At 72.0% G+C, this 15,505-nt stretch carries 10 protein-coding genes; 7 read left to right on the top strand and 3 right to left on the bottom strand.

Annotation, left to right across the window (positions count from 1 at the left end; all coding sequences use genetic code 11):
• Positions 1-22 precede the first annotated feature (22 nt).
• Genes ACFV3E_RS28180 through ACFV3E_RS28170 form a run of 3 tightly spaced genes read right to left on the bottom strand, consistent with a single transcriptional unit; the run spans position 23 to position 2,921 of the window.
• Complete coding sequence (locus ACFV3E_RS28180; protein WP_500537201.1) at positions 23-922, bottom strand: ATP-binding cassette domain-containing protein; 900 nt, start codon at positions 920-922, stop codon at positions 23-25.
• Complete coding sequence (locus tag ACFV3E_RS28175; RefSeq protein WP_500537200.1) at positions 919-1,914, bottom strand: ABC transporter permease; 996 nt, start codon at positions 1,912-1,914, stop codon at positions 919-921. The genes ACFV3E_RS28180 and ACFV3E_RS28175 overlap by 4 nt, the downstream gene beginning before the upstream one ends.
• Before the next feature lie 5 nt (positions 1,915-1,919).
• Complete coding sequence (locus tag ACFV3E_RS28170) at positions 1,920-2,921, bottom strand: sugar ABC transporter substrate-binding protein (protein ID WP_500537199.1); 1,002 nt, start codon at positions 2,919-2,921, stop codon at positions 1,920-1,922.
• 272 nt (positions 2,922-3,193) lie between these two features.
• Between ACFV3E_RS28170 and ACFV3E_RS28165 the strand changes: the two genes are divergently transcribed.
• The 7 genes from ACFV3E_RS28165 (at position 3,194) to ACFV3E_RS28135 (ending at position 15,414) form a co-directional block, all read left to right on the top strand.
• Complete coding sequence (locus ACFV3E_RS28165) at positions 3,194-4,207, top strand: carbohydrate kinase family protein (RefSeq protein WP_500537198.1); 1,014 nt, start codon at positions 3,194-3,196, stop codon at positions 4,205-4,207.
• 129 nt (positions 4,208-4,336) lie between these two features.
• Complete coding sequence (locus ACFV3E_RS28160; RefSeq protein ID WP_500537197.1) at positions 4,337-6,751, top strand: glycoside hydrolase family 32 protein; 2,415 nt, start codon at positions 4,337-4,339, stop codon at positions 6,749-6,751.
• Between the two features lie 438 nt (positions 6,752-7,189).
• On the top strand, positions 7,190-10,501 hold the full coding sequence (locus tag ACFV3E_RS28155) for a LamG-like jellyroll fold domain-containing protein (protein ID WP_500537196.1): 3,312 nt from the start codon (positions 7,190-7,192) through the stop codon (positions 10,499-10,501).
• A 127-nt stretch (positions 10,502-10,628) separates the two neighbouring features.
• Positions 10,629-11,720 carry an ABC transporter substrate-binding protein gene (locus ACFV3E_RS28150; protein ID WP_500537195.1) on the top strand — a complete coding sequence of 364 codons (1,092 nt, stop codon included), beginning with the start codon at positions 10,629-10,631 and terminating at the stop codon, positions 11,718-11,720.
• 94 nt (positions 11,721-11,814) lie between these two features.
• The gene (locus ACFV3E_RS28145) at positions 11,815-13,428 is read left to right on the top strand and encodes a sugar ABC transporter ATP-binding protein (RefSeq protein WP_500537194.1); all 1,614 of its coding nucleotides are present in this window, start codon (positions 11,815-11,817) and stop codon (positions 13,426-13,428) included.
• Positions 13,421-14,389 (top strand): ABC transporter permease, encoded by a 969-nt coding sequence (locus tag ACFV3E_RS28140; protein WP_500537193.1) that lies wholly within the window; start codon positions 13,421-13,423, stop codon positions 14,387-14,389. The genes ACFV3E_RS28145 and ACFV3E_RS28140 overlap by 8 nt, the downstream gene beginning before the upstream one ends.
• Positions 14,386-15,414: an ABC transporter permease gene (locus ACFV3E_RS28135; protein WP_500537192.1), complete on the top strand. Its 1,029-nt coding sequence runs from the start codon at positions 14,386-14,388 to the stop codon at positions 15,412-15,414. The genes ACFV3E_RS28140 and ACFV3E_RS28135 overlap by 4 nt, the downstream gene beginning before the upstream one ends.
• Positions 15,415-15,505 lie beyond the last annotated feature (91 nt).

The following is a 15,505-nucleotide window of genomic DNA, read 5'->3' as shown; positions in this document are numbered from 1 at the left end:
CCGCGGATGCCGGGCCCGTCGGTCAGCTCCCCCCGACCCCTGCGGCCGAGGCTGCGTCACTGTCCGCCACGACCGTACCGCCGTCCGGTCGCACGCCGAGCGCGCCGGTCATGATGGCCACCACCTCGGCCATCGAGTAGTCCGACGGCTTGATGACGGCCTCCCGCCTGCCCAGCCGGTGGACGTGGACGCGGTCGGCGATCTCGAAGACGTGGGGCATGTTGTGGCTGATGAGGATCACCGGGATGCCCTTGTCCCGTACCCGGCGGATGAGGTCGAGGACCTGTCCGGACTCCTTGACCCCGAGGGCGGCGGTCGGCTCGTCCATCACCACGACGCTGCGCGCCCAGGCGGCGGCGCGGGCCACGGCGACGGCCTGGCGCTGGCCGCCGGAGAGCGTCTCCACCGGCTGCGTGATCGAGCCGACGCCGACCTTGAGCGCGGCCATGTGGTCGGCGGCCTGACGGCGCATCGCCTTCTTGTCCAGCAGGCGGAGCACCGAGCCGAGCACGCCGGGGCGGCGGATCTCGCGGCCCAGGAACATGTTGGACGCGATGTCCATCGACGCCGCGACGGCGAGGTCCTGGTACACCGTCTCGATGCCGTGCGCCCGCGCGTCCTGCGGCCCGGCGAACCTGATGGGCCTGCCGTGCAGCCGGATCTCGCCGGCGTCGGGGACGAGCGCGCCGGTGAGCGCCTTGATCAGGCTGGTCTTGCCGGCGCCGTTGTCGCCGATGACGGCCAGCACCTCGCCGGGCATGAGGTCGAAGTCCGCGTGGTCGATGGCGGTGACGTGCCCGTAGCGCTTGACCAGCCCGCGCGCGCTGAGCACGGGTTCGGGCCCGGTGGCGGGCGCCGGGGCCTCCGGTGCGGGGGACGCCGGGCCCTGGGACGCCGGGCCCTGGGGGGCGGGGCCGGTCATCGGGTCCCCTTTCGCGAGAGCTGGTCGACGGTCACCGCGAGGATCACCAGGACGCCGGTGACCAGCGTCTGGTAGACGGAGGAGACGCCCATCAACTGCAGGCCGTTGCGGAAGACACCGACGATGAGCACACCGACGAACGTGCCGAGGACGGTGCCGCGGCCGCCGAACAGGCTCGTGCCGCCGAGGACGACGGCGGTGATGCTGTCGAGGTTGTCGGTCTGCCCCGCCTGGGGGTCGCCGACCCCGGTCCGCGACACCAGCAGCAGGGCGGCGATCCCGTAGACCAGTCCGGCCACCGTGTAGACGCCGACGGTGAGCCGGGAGACCCGGATGCCGCTGAGCCGCGCGCTCTCCGCGCTGTTGCCGAGGGCGTAGACGTGGCGGCCCCAGGCGGTGCTGCTCAGCGCGTAGGCGAAGCCCAGGAAGAGGGCGATCGTGACCAGCGACCCGTAGGTGACGTCGGTCCTGCCGAGCGGGAAGGTGCGGCCCAGCGCGGTGAGCGGTTCGGGGAGGCCGGTGACGGTCTGTTCGTCGGAGTAGATGTGGGTGAGGGCGAAGGCGACGTTGAGCATGCCCAGCGTCACGATGAACGGGGGCAGCGGCACCGTCCGCACCAGCAGCCCGTTGACCAGCCCGAACGCTCCGCAGACCAGGATGCCGAGGGCGATGGCGAGCAGCGGCGGCAGCGGCCCCTGGACGGCGAGTTTGGCGATGAGGATGCCGCCGAAGGCCATGACCGCACCGCACGACAGGTCGATGCCGGCGGTGAGGATGATCAGCGTCTGGCCGATGGCGAGCGTGCCGACCACCATGACCTGCTGGAGGATCAGCGAGAAGTTGCCGCCGGAGAGGAACTGGTCGGTGGCCAGGGAGAAGAACACCGAGGCGAGGACGAGGGCCGCGAACGGTCCGGCGGCCGGCGCCGTGAGGAACCGGCGCAGCACGGCCGGTTCCCTGCCCACGGCGGGGAGCGAGGTGGATGCGGTCACCGGGCTCAGCCCCAGCAGTTCTGCAGGCCGAAGCCGGTGTCCTTGGACTCCGCGCCCGTCTGCGCCTTGTCGGTGATCAGGGTGACGCCGGTGTCGGTGTAGCCGCTGGTCTTCTTTCCGTCCTTGGCGAACGCGGCCACCGCCTTGACGCCGTCGGCGGCCATCTTCAGGGGGTACTGCTGGGAGGTCGCGGCGATCTTGCCGTCCTTGACCGCCTGCACGCCGGTGCAGCCGCCGTCGATGGCGACGATCGTGACGTCCTTCTCGCGGCCCTTGGCCTTGATGGCGGTGTACGCGCCGAGCGCCGCCGGCTCGTTGATCGCGTAGACCAGGTTGATGTCGGGCGCCTTCTGCAGGCAGGTCTCCATGGCGGTCTGGCCCTTGGCCTGGTCGCCGCCGGTGTCCTGGGAGCAGACGATCGACGGGTCGGAGGCGCTGACGCCGAACCCCTTGATGAAGCCCTCGTGGCGCTGCACGCCGACCGACACGCCGGGGGCGAGGTCCAGCGTGGCGATCTTCGGCGTCTTGCCGGCCATCGCGGCCTTGGCGTACGCGCCGATCAGCTCGCCCGCCTTCACGTTGTCGGTGGCGAACAGCGCGTCGGCGGCGTCCTGCGGCTCCGGAGGGGTGTCCAGGGCGATGACGAGCACGCCCTTGGCGCGCGCCTTCTCGATCGCGGGGACGATGGCCTTGGAGTCGTTGGGGGTGATGAGCACGCCCTTGACGCCGGCGGCGACCATGTTCTCCAGGGCCGTGACCTGGCTGGCGTTGTCACCGTCGAACTTGCCCGCCGCGGTGGTCAGTTCGACGTTCTCGCTCTTGGCGGCCTGCTCTGCGCCCTGCTTCATCTTGACGAAGTAGGGATTGGTGTCGGTCTTGGTGATCAGGCCGACCTTCACCTTGCCCCCGGACGGGGAGCCGCCGCCGGAACCGGAACCGCACGCGGCCAGTGACAGGGCGAGGCCGGCGGCGCCGATGACGAGGACCGGACGGGCTCTACGGGACATCTGCGACTCCTACGGGAAGCAGTGAGCGGGGAAAGCCGTATGGCGCTGCGTTCGGCGAAGGATCTCGCCAGGAGAATGCCAACGTTGACACATGTCATCGTTGACACCGCATGCGGAGGATGATGGACTCCCGCTCCGGCGACGTCAATGCCTTTGCCGAGGAAGCCCGTTGGCAGCACGTGGCGCCCGCCCCCGACACCCCGCCCGGGCCGATGCCGGGGCCGCCGCCGGGGCCGGCCCACGTCCCCGCTCCCACCTGGAGGAACCACCCCATGCAGCCGCGTCAGGTCACCGTGCTCGGAGAGTGCGTCGCCGATGTCTTCCCCGAACCCGGTCACGGGGCGGCCCCGTCCGGTGCGCACGGCCGCTCCCCGGACACGTCGCAGGAGCTGCGGCTGCGCGTCCTGCCGGGCGGCGGTCCGGCCAACACCGCCGTGGGCCTGGCCCGTCTCGGCACGCCGACCCGGCTGCTGGCACGGCTGTCCGGGGACGTCTTCGGCCGCCTGTTCCGCGCCCACCTGCTGGCATCGGGTGTCGACCTGTCGGCGGCCACGGCCGCTCCCGAAGCCAGCACGCTGGCGGTCGCCGACGTCGACGGCGACGGGCAGGCCGCGTACTCCTTCCACGCCGAGGGCACCGCGGACTGGCAGTGGACGCGCGAGGAGCTGGGCCGCGCCGCACTCGGGGATGCGGCCTGCGTCCACTCCGGTTCGCTCGCCCTGGTCAGACAACCGGGCGCCGTCCTCGTGGAGGAGGTGCTGGCCGGGGCACGGCAGCACGCCACGGTCAGCATCGACCCCAACGTCCGGCCCGCCCTGGTCGATCCCCGGGTCTACCGCGACCGGATCCGGACGTGGTGCGCGACGGCCGACATCCTCCGGCTGAGCGAGGACGACCTCGCCGTGCTGGCCCCGGGCACCACGCCGGAGGCGGCCTGCGACGACTTCCACGCGTCGGGGGCCCGCCTGGTCGTGGTCACCCTCGGGGCGCGTGGCGTCCTCGCCTCGCTCGACGGCCGGCGGATCTCGGTACCCGGTGTGCCGGCGCGGGTGGTCGACACCGTCGGCGCCGGGGACTCCTTCACGGCGGGGCTCCTCCACCACCTCGGCGGCCGCGGGCTGCTGGGCGGCCGGCTCGACCGGCTGCGGACCGACGACGTCGTGGCGGCCTGCGTGTACGCGACCCGCGTGGCCGCGCTGACCTGCGCCGTCGCCGGACCGAACCCGCCGTGGGCCCGCCAACTGGAAGCGGATTCGCCCGACCTGACGGTCCCTACGACCTCGTGAGGGGCCGCAGCCGATCCTGCACGGGGCGTTGACGGGCTCCCGGCAGGGGCCCATCATCGGTCATCGATCGGATGTCAGCGATGACATGTGTCAACGATGACATCACCGGCGTGCAGAGAGTGGGTTCACATGCGTCGAAGAGTCGGGGCGCTGCTCCTCGCCCTGATCGCGAGCCTGGCCGCGTTGCTGCCCGGCACCCCCGCGGTCGCCGGGACCGTGGGGGAATACCCGGAGTTCCCGTATCCGGCGACCACCTACAGCGAGCCGTTCCGCGGCCAGTTCCACTTCAGTTCGCAGTCGGGCTGGATGAACGACCCCAACGGCCTGGTGTACGCCAACGGGCTCTACCACTTCTTCTACCAGCACAATCCGCACGGCCTGGCCTGGGACACCATGCACTGGGGCCACGCCACCAGCACCGATCTGGTGCACTGGACCCAGAAGCCGATCGCGCTGGAACCCGGCGTCCACCCCGGCACGCTCTTCTCGGGCGGCGGCGTCGTGGACAAGGACAACACCTCGGGGCTGAAGACGGGTTCCCTCGACCCGATCGTGGTGTTCTCCAACACCGACGGCGTGAGCGTCTTCTACAGCAACGACGACGGCCGGACGTTCCAGGCCTACGACAAGGGCCGCAAGCAGATCGAGATCCCCGCCGAGAGCCGTGACCCCAAGGTGTTCTGGGACGCGGCACGCCACCGCTGGGCCATGGTCGTCTGGTCCAACGAGGGCGGCAACGGTGTGGACGTCTACACCTCCCCGAACCTCCTCGACTGGACCTTCGCCAGCCGCTTCAAGGCACCGTGGCTCTTCGAGTGCCCCGACATGTACCCCCTGGCCCTGGACGGCAAGGCCGGGCAGGAGCGGTGGGTCCTGACCTCCGCGTCCAGTCAGTACGTCGTCGGCTCCTTCGACGGCACGACCTTCCGCACCGACTGGACCGGCCCGCAGCAGATGGACCTGGGCACCACCTTCGCCGGGGGCACCTTCTACGCCGCCCAGACGTTCACCAACACGCCCGACGGCCGCACCGTGCAGATGGCCTGGCAGGGCGGCAACCGCGGCAGCACCTGGACGGGCAACTCGACCTTCCCCGCCTCCCTCGGCCTGGTCAGCACCCCCGACGGACCGCGGATCACCCGGACGCCGGTCGCCGAGCTCGCCTCGCTGGGCTCGGAGACCCGCAGCTGGAAGAACCAGACGGTCGACGCGGCCAAGGGCGACAACCTCTTCGGGGGCATCAAGGCCGACACGTACGAGATCACCGCCCAGTTCGACGTGAAGGGCGCGACCGCCACGCAGTTCGGCTTCGACCTGCACGCCCGCTCCGACGGGACGGCCGACCGCAGCGTCGTCTACGACACCAAGGCGCAGACCCTGCGGGGCAAGCCGCTCAAGCCGCGGAACGGCAAGGTCACGATGCGGCTGCTGGTGGACCGGGGGCAGTTGGAGACGTTCGCCGACGGCGGGCTCTACTCCCTGTCCGACAACGTCGACTTCGACTCCGCCGCGGACAGCCAGGGCATCCGGCTCTTCGCCGTCGGCGGCAAGGTGAAGCTGGACAGCGCGACCTTCACCCGCCTCAACACCAGCTGGGGCACGGCCCAGTCCACCCTGGAGAGCAACCTCAAGGGCCCGTGGCACGCCGCGGGCGGGGCGTGGACCGACGTCAGCGGCGGCAAGCGCGCCTCGACCGGCGGCGACGGGTTCTACCTGAGCGCGAGCAGCGGCGGTGACGCCGTCTACCAGGGCGACCTCACGCTGGACACCGCGCAGGCCGCGGGCCTGACGTTCCGCGCGAACGCGTCGGGCGCGGGCTACACGGCGAACATCGACACCAGCGGCGTCCTCAAGCTGTGGCGCCCGGGCCGGGACATCGCGACCTACGCCACCCCGGTCACGAAGGGCCGCACCTACCACCTCAAGGTGCAGACGAGCGGCTCCCGCATCCGGGTCTGGCTGGACAACGGCGCCGACCCCGTCATCGACGCCACCGACGACGCGTACACCACGGGCGTGTTCGGGGTGAACGTCTTCAACGGCACGGCGACGGTGCAGAACCTCAACACCGGAACGGCCGGGTTCTCGGTCTTCCCCGCCGGCAGGTGGACCCCGCGGGGCGGCACCTGGACGGTCACACCGTCCGGGCTGAGGGGGAGTTCGTCCCAGGACGGCTTCTACCTCAGCGACCGCACGGGAGGCGACTTCACGTACGAGGGCGACCTGTCCGTCACCAACGGCACGGCGGCCGGGCTCACCTTCCGTGCCCGCGACGACGGCGCCGGCTACACGGCGAACATCGACTCCAGCGGCGTGGTCAAGCTGTGGCGCCCGGGCCGGGACATCGCGACGTACGCCACCCGGATCGTCGAGGGCCGCACCTACCACCTCAAGGTGCGCGCGGACGGCTCCCGCATCCGGGTCTGGCTCGGCGGCGGCACTGTTCCCGTCATCGACGCCACCGACGACACCTACGCCACCGGGCTGTTCGGGGTGAACGGCTTCGCGGCCAACACCTTGGTGCAGAACCTGACCATCGGCTGACCCACCGGCTGACCCGTCGGGGACCGCTCCGGGGCAGGCTTTCGTGCCCGGCCCCGGGCGGTCCCTCCGCCGCGCCGGTTTCCAACGTTGAACAGGTTCCGGTTCGCCATGACGGCACGCCGTGTCACGCCAACACGCCGCAGCTGGGCGTCACTTCACGACGGTCCATCCGGCCCCTTGATCCCGTTCCGCCCTGCGCCGGCGCGGGCACGGTGGCGTGCACGGCACGTTCTCCCATGCCCTGACGGCCCGTTGACGAGCTTCTACGCGAGGTCTGGACACGGCGGCGGGGCCCTGCTTTCATGCTCTCCGCGCCGAAAATTTCCAACGTTGTACAACCGCGTTTCCGGCGCGTAGCGCTCTTGGTCCCAGGCACCGCACACTCCTGACCCGCAACTTTCCCGTCAAGGCGTCGACGACTCCCACGGAAGGTGCACCATGAGTCCTGGCCGACGACGTACCCACCGCTTTGCTCGGTTCACCGCCCTGCTGGCGCTCCTCCTCGGTGCGGCCCTGCTGACGCCCTTCCCGGCGTCCGCCCGGCCCTCCGCCACGACCGACGTCCCCACCGACGTCACCGCCGCCTCCGCCGACGCGGGCCTGCGCGGCGACTACTACCGGATGTCCAGCGGCACGGCCCTGGACTTCGCCCGGTACACCGGCACCCGGATCGACAGCTCCCTCCACGTGGACGACCTCCTGCCCACGCTGCGGGCCTACGCCGGCACGACGGACAACGTCGCCGTGCGCTGGACGGGCCGCCTGGAGGTGCCCGCCGACGGCACGTACACCTTCTACATCAAGGGCGACAACGGCTTCCGCATGTCCCTGGACGGCGCGAGCGTGATCGACCACTGGACCACCGACTGGGACGTCCAGACCACCTCGCAGCCGATCACCCTGACCGCCGGCCTGCACGAGCTCGCCTACGACTACAACCAGGGCAACGGCGGCGCCTACCTGCACACCGAGTGGTCGGGGCCGGGCTTCGACCGCCGCCCCGTACCGGACTCGGCGCTGCACCTGCCGGCCGGGTTCGCCCCGGCGGACGCCGAGGCGTCGGTGGCCACCAGCGGCCGCAGCGCCACCGTCGAGCTGGGGTCCCGCGTGACCGGCCTCCCCGTGGACGCGGCCTCGCACCTCGCCCTGCTGTCCGGCGGCACCCGCTGGTCCGCCACCGTCTCCCTCGACCCCAAGCACCCCACCCGGCTGGTCCTGAAGCCGGCCGAGGCCGACTCCCCGGTCTCGCTCAACGCCGACGTGCGGATCAGCTACGACGGCAAGGGCGGCATCACCACCGCCGACGGCGACCTCGGTCCCTTCTCGGTCGTCGCGCGCAACGACTCGACCTGGTACTTCCAGACCAGGTGGGCCAAGGACGTCTCCCCCTCCCACCCGCTGCCGGACTACCCGCGGCCGCAGCTGACCCGCGAGCAGTGGAAGAACCTCAACGGGACCTGGCAGTTCCAGCCGACCGCGCAGGACGCAGGGCTCCCCCAGGGCAAGCTGAGCGGCAGCATCGTCGTCCCGTACCCGATGGAGTCGGGTCTGTCGGGTGTCGCGCGGCACCACGACTGGTCGCTGTACCAGCGCACCTTCACCGTCCCCGACGACTGGCGGGTCCGCTCCGGCAACCGGCTGAAGCTCAACTTCGGCGCCGTGGACTACGAGGCCTGGGTGTACGTCAACGGCCGCGAGGTGGCCCACCACACCGGCGGCTACCAGGCGTTCACCGCCGACGTCACCGACGCCCTGGCCGGGCGCGGTCCGCAGACCCTGCTGGTGAAGGTCAAGGACACCACCGACGACCGCTACGCGCTCGGCAAGCAGTCCCGCGACCCCAGCGGCATCTGGTACACCCCGAGTTCGGGCATCTGGCAGACCGTGTGGATGGAGCCGGTCCCCGAGGCGTCGGTCGACTCGCTGGTGCTGACCCCGGACGTCGCGGACTCCTCGCTCGCCGTCACCGTACGGCCGGGCGCGGGCACCTCGCCGGGCGCGAAGGTCACGGCCACCGCGTACACCCGCGACGGGCGCAAGGCGGGCTCGGTCACCGGTGCGGCCGGCACCGCCCTGCGGCTGCCCGTCCCCCGCGCCCACCTGTGGAGCCCGGACGACCCGTACCTGTACGACCTCGAGGTCACCCTCACCGACGGCCGCGGCAAGGACCGCGTCGGCTCCTACTTCGGCATGCGGTCGATCGAGGTGTCCCCGGCCGGCGGCACCAACCGCATCAAGCTCAACGGCGAGCCGGTGTTCGTGCTCGCCACCCTCGACCAGGGCTTCTGGCCCGACGGCCTCTACACCGCGCCGACCGACGAGGCCCTGAAGTACGACCTCGTCCAGCACAAGGAGCTCGGCTTCAACGCGGTCCGCAAGCACATCAAGGTCGAGCCCGCCCGCTGGTACTACTGGGCGGACAAGCTGGGCCTGATGGTGTGGCAGGACATACCGAGCCGCGGCACGGCGGCCGCCGGCACCCCGGAGACCCAGACCTTCGTCGACCAGGTCCACCAGATCGTCGACCAGCACATCAGCACCCCGTCCGTCCTGGTGTGGACGCTGATGAACGAGGGCTGGGGCGAGTGGAGCAAGCAGGCCACCGGCGAACTCGCCGACGCCGTCAGGGAGCAGGACCCCTCGCGCCTGGTCGACGCCCACTCCGGCGTCAACTGCTGTGCCTCCAAGGGGGACTCGGACCGCGGTGACCTGATCGACTTCCACGACTACCACGGCCCGGCCAGCCCGGCCCCGGACGACACCCGCGCCGCCGTCGACGGCGAGCACGGCGGCTACTCCTACCTCGTCCCCGGCCACATCCTGGGCACCGCGGGCGGCCAGGACTACGGCGACGCCGCCCACAGCAAGGAGGAACTGACCGCGGCCTACGTGGAGAACACGCGCAGGCTGCTCCGGCCGGCGGCCTGCGGCCTGTCCGGCTCGGTCTACACGCAGATCACCGACGTCGAGGGCGAGCTCAACGGCCTGCTCACCTACGACCGCGACGTGGTCAAGGTGATCCCGGAACAGGTACGGGACGTCAACCAGCAGGTCATCGCGGCCGGCGCCACCGCCGGCGGGGCCGACGTGCCGCCGGGCACACCCGGCCCGAACGGCGTCGGCTGGTGGCCGCTGCACGAGGGCTCCGGCACCGTCGCCGGAGACGTCGCAGGCGACCACGACGGCGCCCTCACCGGCGGCACGAGCTGGACGACAGGCCCGAACGGCGCCGCCCTGCAGTTCGACGGCCGCACCGGCTCCGTCGACACCGGCGCCACCGTCCTGGACACCGACCGCCGCGACTACTCGGTGGCCGCCTGGGTCCGGCTGGACGACAAGGGGCACTTCAGCACCGCGGTGTCCGTCGACGGCGACACCAACAGCGCCTTCTACCTGCAGTACTCGCAGGCCGACAAGCGGTTCGCGTTCAGCTTCGCCGGGAGCCGGGCCCTCGCGGGCACCATCGGCGAGCCGGAGGCGGGCCGCTGGTACCACCTGGTCGGCAGCTACAGCCACCGCGACGGACGGCTGCGCATCTACGTGGACGGCAGCGAGGCCGGTTCCGTCCGCGGCTGCAACGCCGAGGGGCCCTCGGGCCACCTGGTGATCGGCCGCGGCAAGTACGGCGGGAACCTCGTCGACTACTGGGGCGGCGCGATCTCCGACGTGCACGCCTACGACCGCGCGCTGACCGCCGCCGAGGTGACGTCCCTGGCGGCCGGCGAACCCGCCGTGCCGGCGGAGCGCTGACCGAGTACCGACCACCTGAGCGGCCCGCCCCGGCACGGGGCGGGGCGGGCCGCCTCCCGGGGCGACGGCGGCACCACCGCACCCCCCTGATCAGCTCGCACACCGCTCTCCGAGGAGTTGAACGTCCATGAGCACCTCCCGTTCCACCCGCTTCCTTGCCGTCGTGTGCCTCACCGCCGCGGCCGCCCTGACCGCCACCTCCTGCGCCAAGGAGGAGGGCTCCGGCAGCGCCTCCTCCGCCTCCTCCGAGGGCGCCCAGGTCGTGCAGTCCCCGACCGCGGCCACCGACGCCTCCGGCAGCGGCTGCACCCTGCAGACCTACGGGGCGAGCAAGCTCGACCTCAAGGACGCCGTCGTCGGCTTCTCCCAGTCGGAGAAGGAGGCGAACCCGTTCCGCATCGCCGAGACCCAGTCCATCAAGGACGAGGCGGCGAAGCTCGGCGTCAAGAAGCTGCTCACGACCAACGCGCAGTCGCAGCTGCCCAAGCAGATCAGCGACATCCAGGACATGCTCGCCCAGGGTGCCCAGCTGCTGATCGTCGCCCCGCTCAACTCCGACGGCCTGGAGCCCGCGCTGCGCGCGGCGGCGGCCAAGCACGTGCCCGTCATCACCATCGACCGCAAGATCAACGCCACCGCGTGCAAGGACTACGTCGCCTTCCTCGGCTCGGACTTCGTCGAGCAGGGCAAGCGCGCCGCCGATCAGATGATCAAGGTCACCGGCGGCAAGGGCAAGGTCGCGATCCTGCTCGGGGCCTCCGGCAACAACGTCACCACCGACCGGACCAAGGGCTTCGTCGACCAGATCAAGGCGCAGGCCCCCGGCCTGGAGATCGTCGCCCAGCAGACCGGTGAGTTCGCCCGCGACAAGGGCCAGCAGGTGATGGAGCAGCTGATCCAGGCGAACCCGGGGATCACCGCCGTCTACGCGGAGAACGACGAGATGGGCCTCGGCGCGGTCACCGCGCTGAAGGCGGCCGGGAAGAAGCCCGGCGAGGACGTCAAGATCGTCTCCATCGACGGCACGCGCAACGCCGTGCAGGCGCTGGCGAACGGCCAGTACAACGGCGTCATCGAGTCCAACCCGCGCTTCGGGCCGCTCGCCTTCGCCACCGCGCAGAAGTTCTTCGCCGGCGAGGCCATCCCCGAGGACGTGATCATCTCCGACCGCGAGTACGACGCGTCCAACGCCAAGGGCTCACTGGCCGGGGCGTACTGAGCCCCCGCGCCTGCCGCCCGGTCCTCCTCCCCGGCCGGGCGGCAGGCCCGTCCCTCCTCGGCTCCCGACCCCGCGAACCCATGGAAGGCCCGCTATGGCACCCCCCGACGCGGCACCCGCCGCACCGCCGCCCGGCCCGGACGGTCCCAGCGCCCCCGCGGTACTGGAGGCCGTCGGCATCGGCAAGCGCTTCCCCGGTGTGGTGGCGCTCGACGACGTCTCCTTCACCCTGCGCCGGGGCGAGATCCACGCGCTCGTCGGCGAGAACGGCGCCGGCAAGTCCACCCTGATCAAGGTCCTCACCGGGGTGCACCGCCCGGACGCCGGCGAGGTGCGGCTCGACGGCCGCGCGGTCGCCTTCGCGCGGCCCTCCGACGCCCAGCACGCCGGGGTCACCACGATCTACCAGGAGGTCAACCTCGTCCCGCTGATGAGCGTGGCGCGGAACATCTTCCTGGGCCGCGAGCCCAAGAACCGCCTCGGCCTGATCGACTTCCCGCGGATGCACCGCGAGGCGGCGGCGCTGCTCGCGGGCTTCGGCGTCACCGTCGACGTCCGTCACCCCCTCGGCAGCCTCGGCGTGGGCACCCAGCAGATGGTGGCGCTGGCCCGCGCGGTGTCGGTGCGGGCCAAGGTCGTGGTGATGGACGAGCCCACCTCCGCACTGGAGCCGCGCGAGGTCGAGACGCTCTTCCGGGTCATCGGCGACCTCCACGACCGGGGCATCTCCGTCCTGTACGTCAGCCACCGGCTCGAGGAGCTGTACCGGATCTGCGACCGGGTCACGGTGCTCCGCGACGGACGCCTGGTGCACACCGGCGACCTCGCGGACCTGGACCGGATGCAGCTGGTCGCCATGATGCTGGGCCGCGAGGTCTCCGAGGTGCGCCGGCACGGGCGGACCGGCTTCGGCGAGGACCACCACCCCGACCGCCGGGCGGTGCTCACCGCCGCCGGGCTGAGCCGGCGTCACGTCCTGGACGACGTCTCGCTGGAGCTGCACCCCGGCGAGGTGCTGGGCCTGGCGGGGCTGCTGGGCTCGGGACGCAGCGAGACCGCCAAGGCGCTGGCCGGGGCGCTGCCGCTGGACTCGGGATCGGTGACGGTCGCCGGGCGGCGGCTGGGCCGCCCCTCCCCCGCGGCCGCGATCCGCGCGGGCATCAGCCTGCTGCCCGAGGACCGCAAGGCGGAGGGCATCGTCCCGGGGTTGTCGGTGCGGGAGAACATCGTGCTGGCCGCCATGCCCCGGCTGTCCCGGGCGGGCGTCGTCTCGCGGGCCCGCCAGGACCGCGTCGTCGAGATCTTCATGAAGCGCCTGCGGATCAAGGCCTCGGGACCCGAGCAGAAGGTCGGCGAGCTCTCCGGCGGCAACCAGCAGAAGGTGCTGCTGGCCCGCTGGCTCTGCCTGGAGCCGAAGGTGCTCCTCCTCGACGAGCCGACGCGCGGCATCGACGTGGGCGCGAAGGCCGAGGTGCAGGCGCTGGTGGACGAACTGGCCCAGGAGGGACTGGCGGTGCTGCTCATCTCCTCCGACATCGAGGAACTCGTGGAGGGCGCCGACCGCCTCGTGGTGCTGCGCGGCGGCGCCGTGGCCGGCGAACTGACGGGCGAGCAGGTCGGCGAGGGGGAGCTGCTGGAGGTCCTCGCGGCCCACGCGCCCGCCGTCCGGGACGCCGCCGTGGAAGGGGAGGTGCGGCACGATGGCTGAGCTCTCCCCGGCCGTGCGGCGGGGCCCGGTCGGGCTCCCCTCCCCCGCCTGGTTCCAGGCGTACGGGGTGTACGCGGCGGTGGCCGTGCTGGTCCTGTTCAACGCCGTCTTCACCGACCACTTCCTGACCGCGGCCAACCTGCGCACCCAGCTCGTCCAGGTCGCCCCGGTGGTCATCGTCGCGCTGGGCATGGCGCTGGTGATCGGCACCGAGGGGGTGGACCTGTCGGTGGGGTCCGTGATGGCCCTCGCCGCGGCCCTGCTGCCGCTGTACCTGGGGTACGGACTGCTGTCCGCGCTGCTCATGGCGCTCGCCGCCGGGGCGGTGGTGGGAGCGGTCAACGGCACCCTGGTGGCGGTGGTGGGTCTGCAACCCATCGTGGCCACCCTCGCGCTGTTCGTGGGCGGCCGGGGCCTGGCCCTGGTCCTCGCCGACGGGCAGCTCAAGCAGATCGCCAACCCGGGTCTGCTGGGCCTGGGCACCGACGACGTCCTGGGCGTCCCCGTGGTCGTGCTGATCGCCGGTGCGCTCGCCCTGCTGGTCGCCGGGGTCGTGCACCGCACCACCTTCGGGCGCCAGTTGGTCGCGATCGGCGGCAACCGCGCCGCCGCGGGGCTGGCCGGGCTGCCGGTGAAGCGGGTGCTGATCGGCGTGTACGTGGTGTGCGGGGTGCTGGCGGCCCTGGCCGGGGTGCTGGCCACCGCCCGTCTGACGGCCAGTGACCCGTCCACGCTCGGCACCCTGATGGAACTGTCCGCGATCACCGCGGTGGTGGTCGGCGGGACCCCGCTCACCGGCGGGTCCGTGCGCGTCCTGGGCACGGTCTGCGGAGCGCTGCTGATGCAGCTGCTGCGGGCCACCCTGGTCAAGCACGACCTCCCCGACTCCACCGCGCAGATGGCCCAGGCCGTCATCATCCTCGTCGCCGTCTACGTCGCCCGGGAGCGTCGATCCCGATGAAGTCACTCATCACGCCCCGCTCCGCCGGGGCGACGCCGCAGCCGCCCGCCGTGGCGGCGGCCCGTGCCGGGGACCGGCGGCGGCTGGCCGTACTGGTGCAGCGGCAGGGCGTGCTCGCCGTCCTCCTGCTGCTGGTGCTGGTCTCCTCCTTCGTCTTCCCGTCCTTCGGAACCCTCGACAACGCGCAGAACGTCACCGTCCAGGCCTCCTTCCTGGCGATCGTGGCGCTCGGCATGACCCTCGTCGTCATCACCGGAGGCATCGACCTGTCGGTCGGCTCGGTCTTCGCGCTCGGCGGGGTCCTCGCGGCGTGGGCCTCGCAGTACGGGATGCTGCCGGCGCTGCTGCTGCCGCTCGCGGTGTGCGGTCTGCTCGGCACCGTGCACGGTCTGCTCATCGCGCGCGCCGGGATGGCCCCGTTCATCGTCACGCTGGCCGGGCTGCTGGCCGCCCGGGGACTGCTGCTGGCCCTGACCGGCGAGGGCGCCGACACCTACCTGGTGCCGCACGGTTCGGCCTTCGCCGAACTCGGGCAGGGCACGGTGGCCGGGTTCGGCCACCCGGTCCTGGTCGCGCTGGTGCTGTTCGCCGTCGGCGGGCTGGTGCTCCAGCGGACCTCCTTCGGGCAGTCGCTGTTCGCGGTGGGCGGCAGCCCCGACGCGGCCACGCTGATGGGCCTGCCGGTGGCCAGGACCCGGGTGCTGGTGTACACGATCAGCGGACTGCTCGCGGGGTTCGCGGGCGCCCTGAACGCCGCCCGGCTCTCCTCGGGCGTGACCATCATCGGCGTCGGCATGGAGCTGGACGCCATCGCCGCGGTCGTCATCGGCGGCACACTGCTGATCGGCGGTGCGGGTTCGGTCAGCGGCACCCTGTGGGGCGTCCTGGTCCTGGCGGTGATCCAGAACCTCATCAACCAGATCGGCTCCCTCAATTCCTCGTACCAATCGGTGGTCAGCGGCGGCTTCCTTATCGTGGTGGTCGTGGCCCAGCGGTATCTCGCGCGGGGACCGCGCACCACATGACCGTGCCGGTGGCCGAGGTCCCGGCCGGCCGCCGGCCCCCCACCCACCCCCCGGGAGCGCCCGGGGGTCCCGCCACACGGACGGGCCGCCG

Origin of the sequence: Streptomyces sp. NPDC059718 (genome assembly GCF_042733315.1) — a bacterium.
In the GTDB taxonomy this organism is placed as follows: domain Bacteria; phylum Actinomycetota; class Actinomycetes; order Streptomycetales; family Streptomycetaceae; genus Actinacidiphila.
Note: the sequence above shows the minus strand (reverse complement) of the source record. Positions and strands in the feature narration are given on the sequence as shown.

Excerpts from the sequence above, each read along its gene's own strand:
- ACFV3E_RS28180 (WP_500537201.1), bottom strand. The coding sequence starts at position 922 with ATGACCGGCCCCGCCCCCCAGGGCCCGGCGTCCCAGGGCCCGGCGTCC.
- ACFV3E_RS28170 (WP_500537199.1), bottom strand. The coding sequence starts at position 2,921 with ATGTCCCGTAGAGCCCGTCCGGTCCTCGTCATCGGCGCCGCCGGCCTC.
- ACFV3E_RS28165 (WP_500537198.1), top strand. The coding sequence starts at position 3,194 with ATGCAGCCGCGTCAGGTCACCGTGCTCGGAGAGTGCGTCGCCGATGTC.
- ACFV3E_RS28160 (WP_500537197.1), top strand. The coding sequence starts at position 4,337 with ATGCGTCGAAGAGTCGGGGCGCTGCTCCTCGCCCTGATCGCGAGCCTG.
- ACFV3E_RS28155 (WP_500537196.1), top strand. The coding sequence starts at position 7,190 with ATGAGTCCTGGCCGACGACGTACCCACCGCTTTGCTCGGTTCACCGCC.
- ACFV3E_RS28150 (WP_500537195.1), top strand. The coding sequence starts at position 10,629 with ATGAGCACCTCCCGTTCCACCCGCTTCCTTGCCGTCGTGTGCCTCACC.
- ACFV3E_RS28145 (WP_500537194.1), top strand. The coding sequence starts at position 11,815 with ATGGCACCCCCCGACGCGGCACCCGCCGCACCGCCGCCCGGCCCGGAC.
- ACFV3E_RS28140 (WP_500537193.1), top strand. The coding sequence starts at position 13,421 with ATGGCTGAGCTCTCCCCGGCCGTGCGGCGGGGCCCGGTCGGGCTCCCC.
- ACFV3E_RS28135 (WP_500537192.1), top strand. The coding sequence starts at position 14,386 with ATGAAGTCACTCATCACGCCCCGCTCCGCCGGGGCGACGCCGCAGCCG.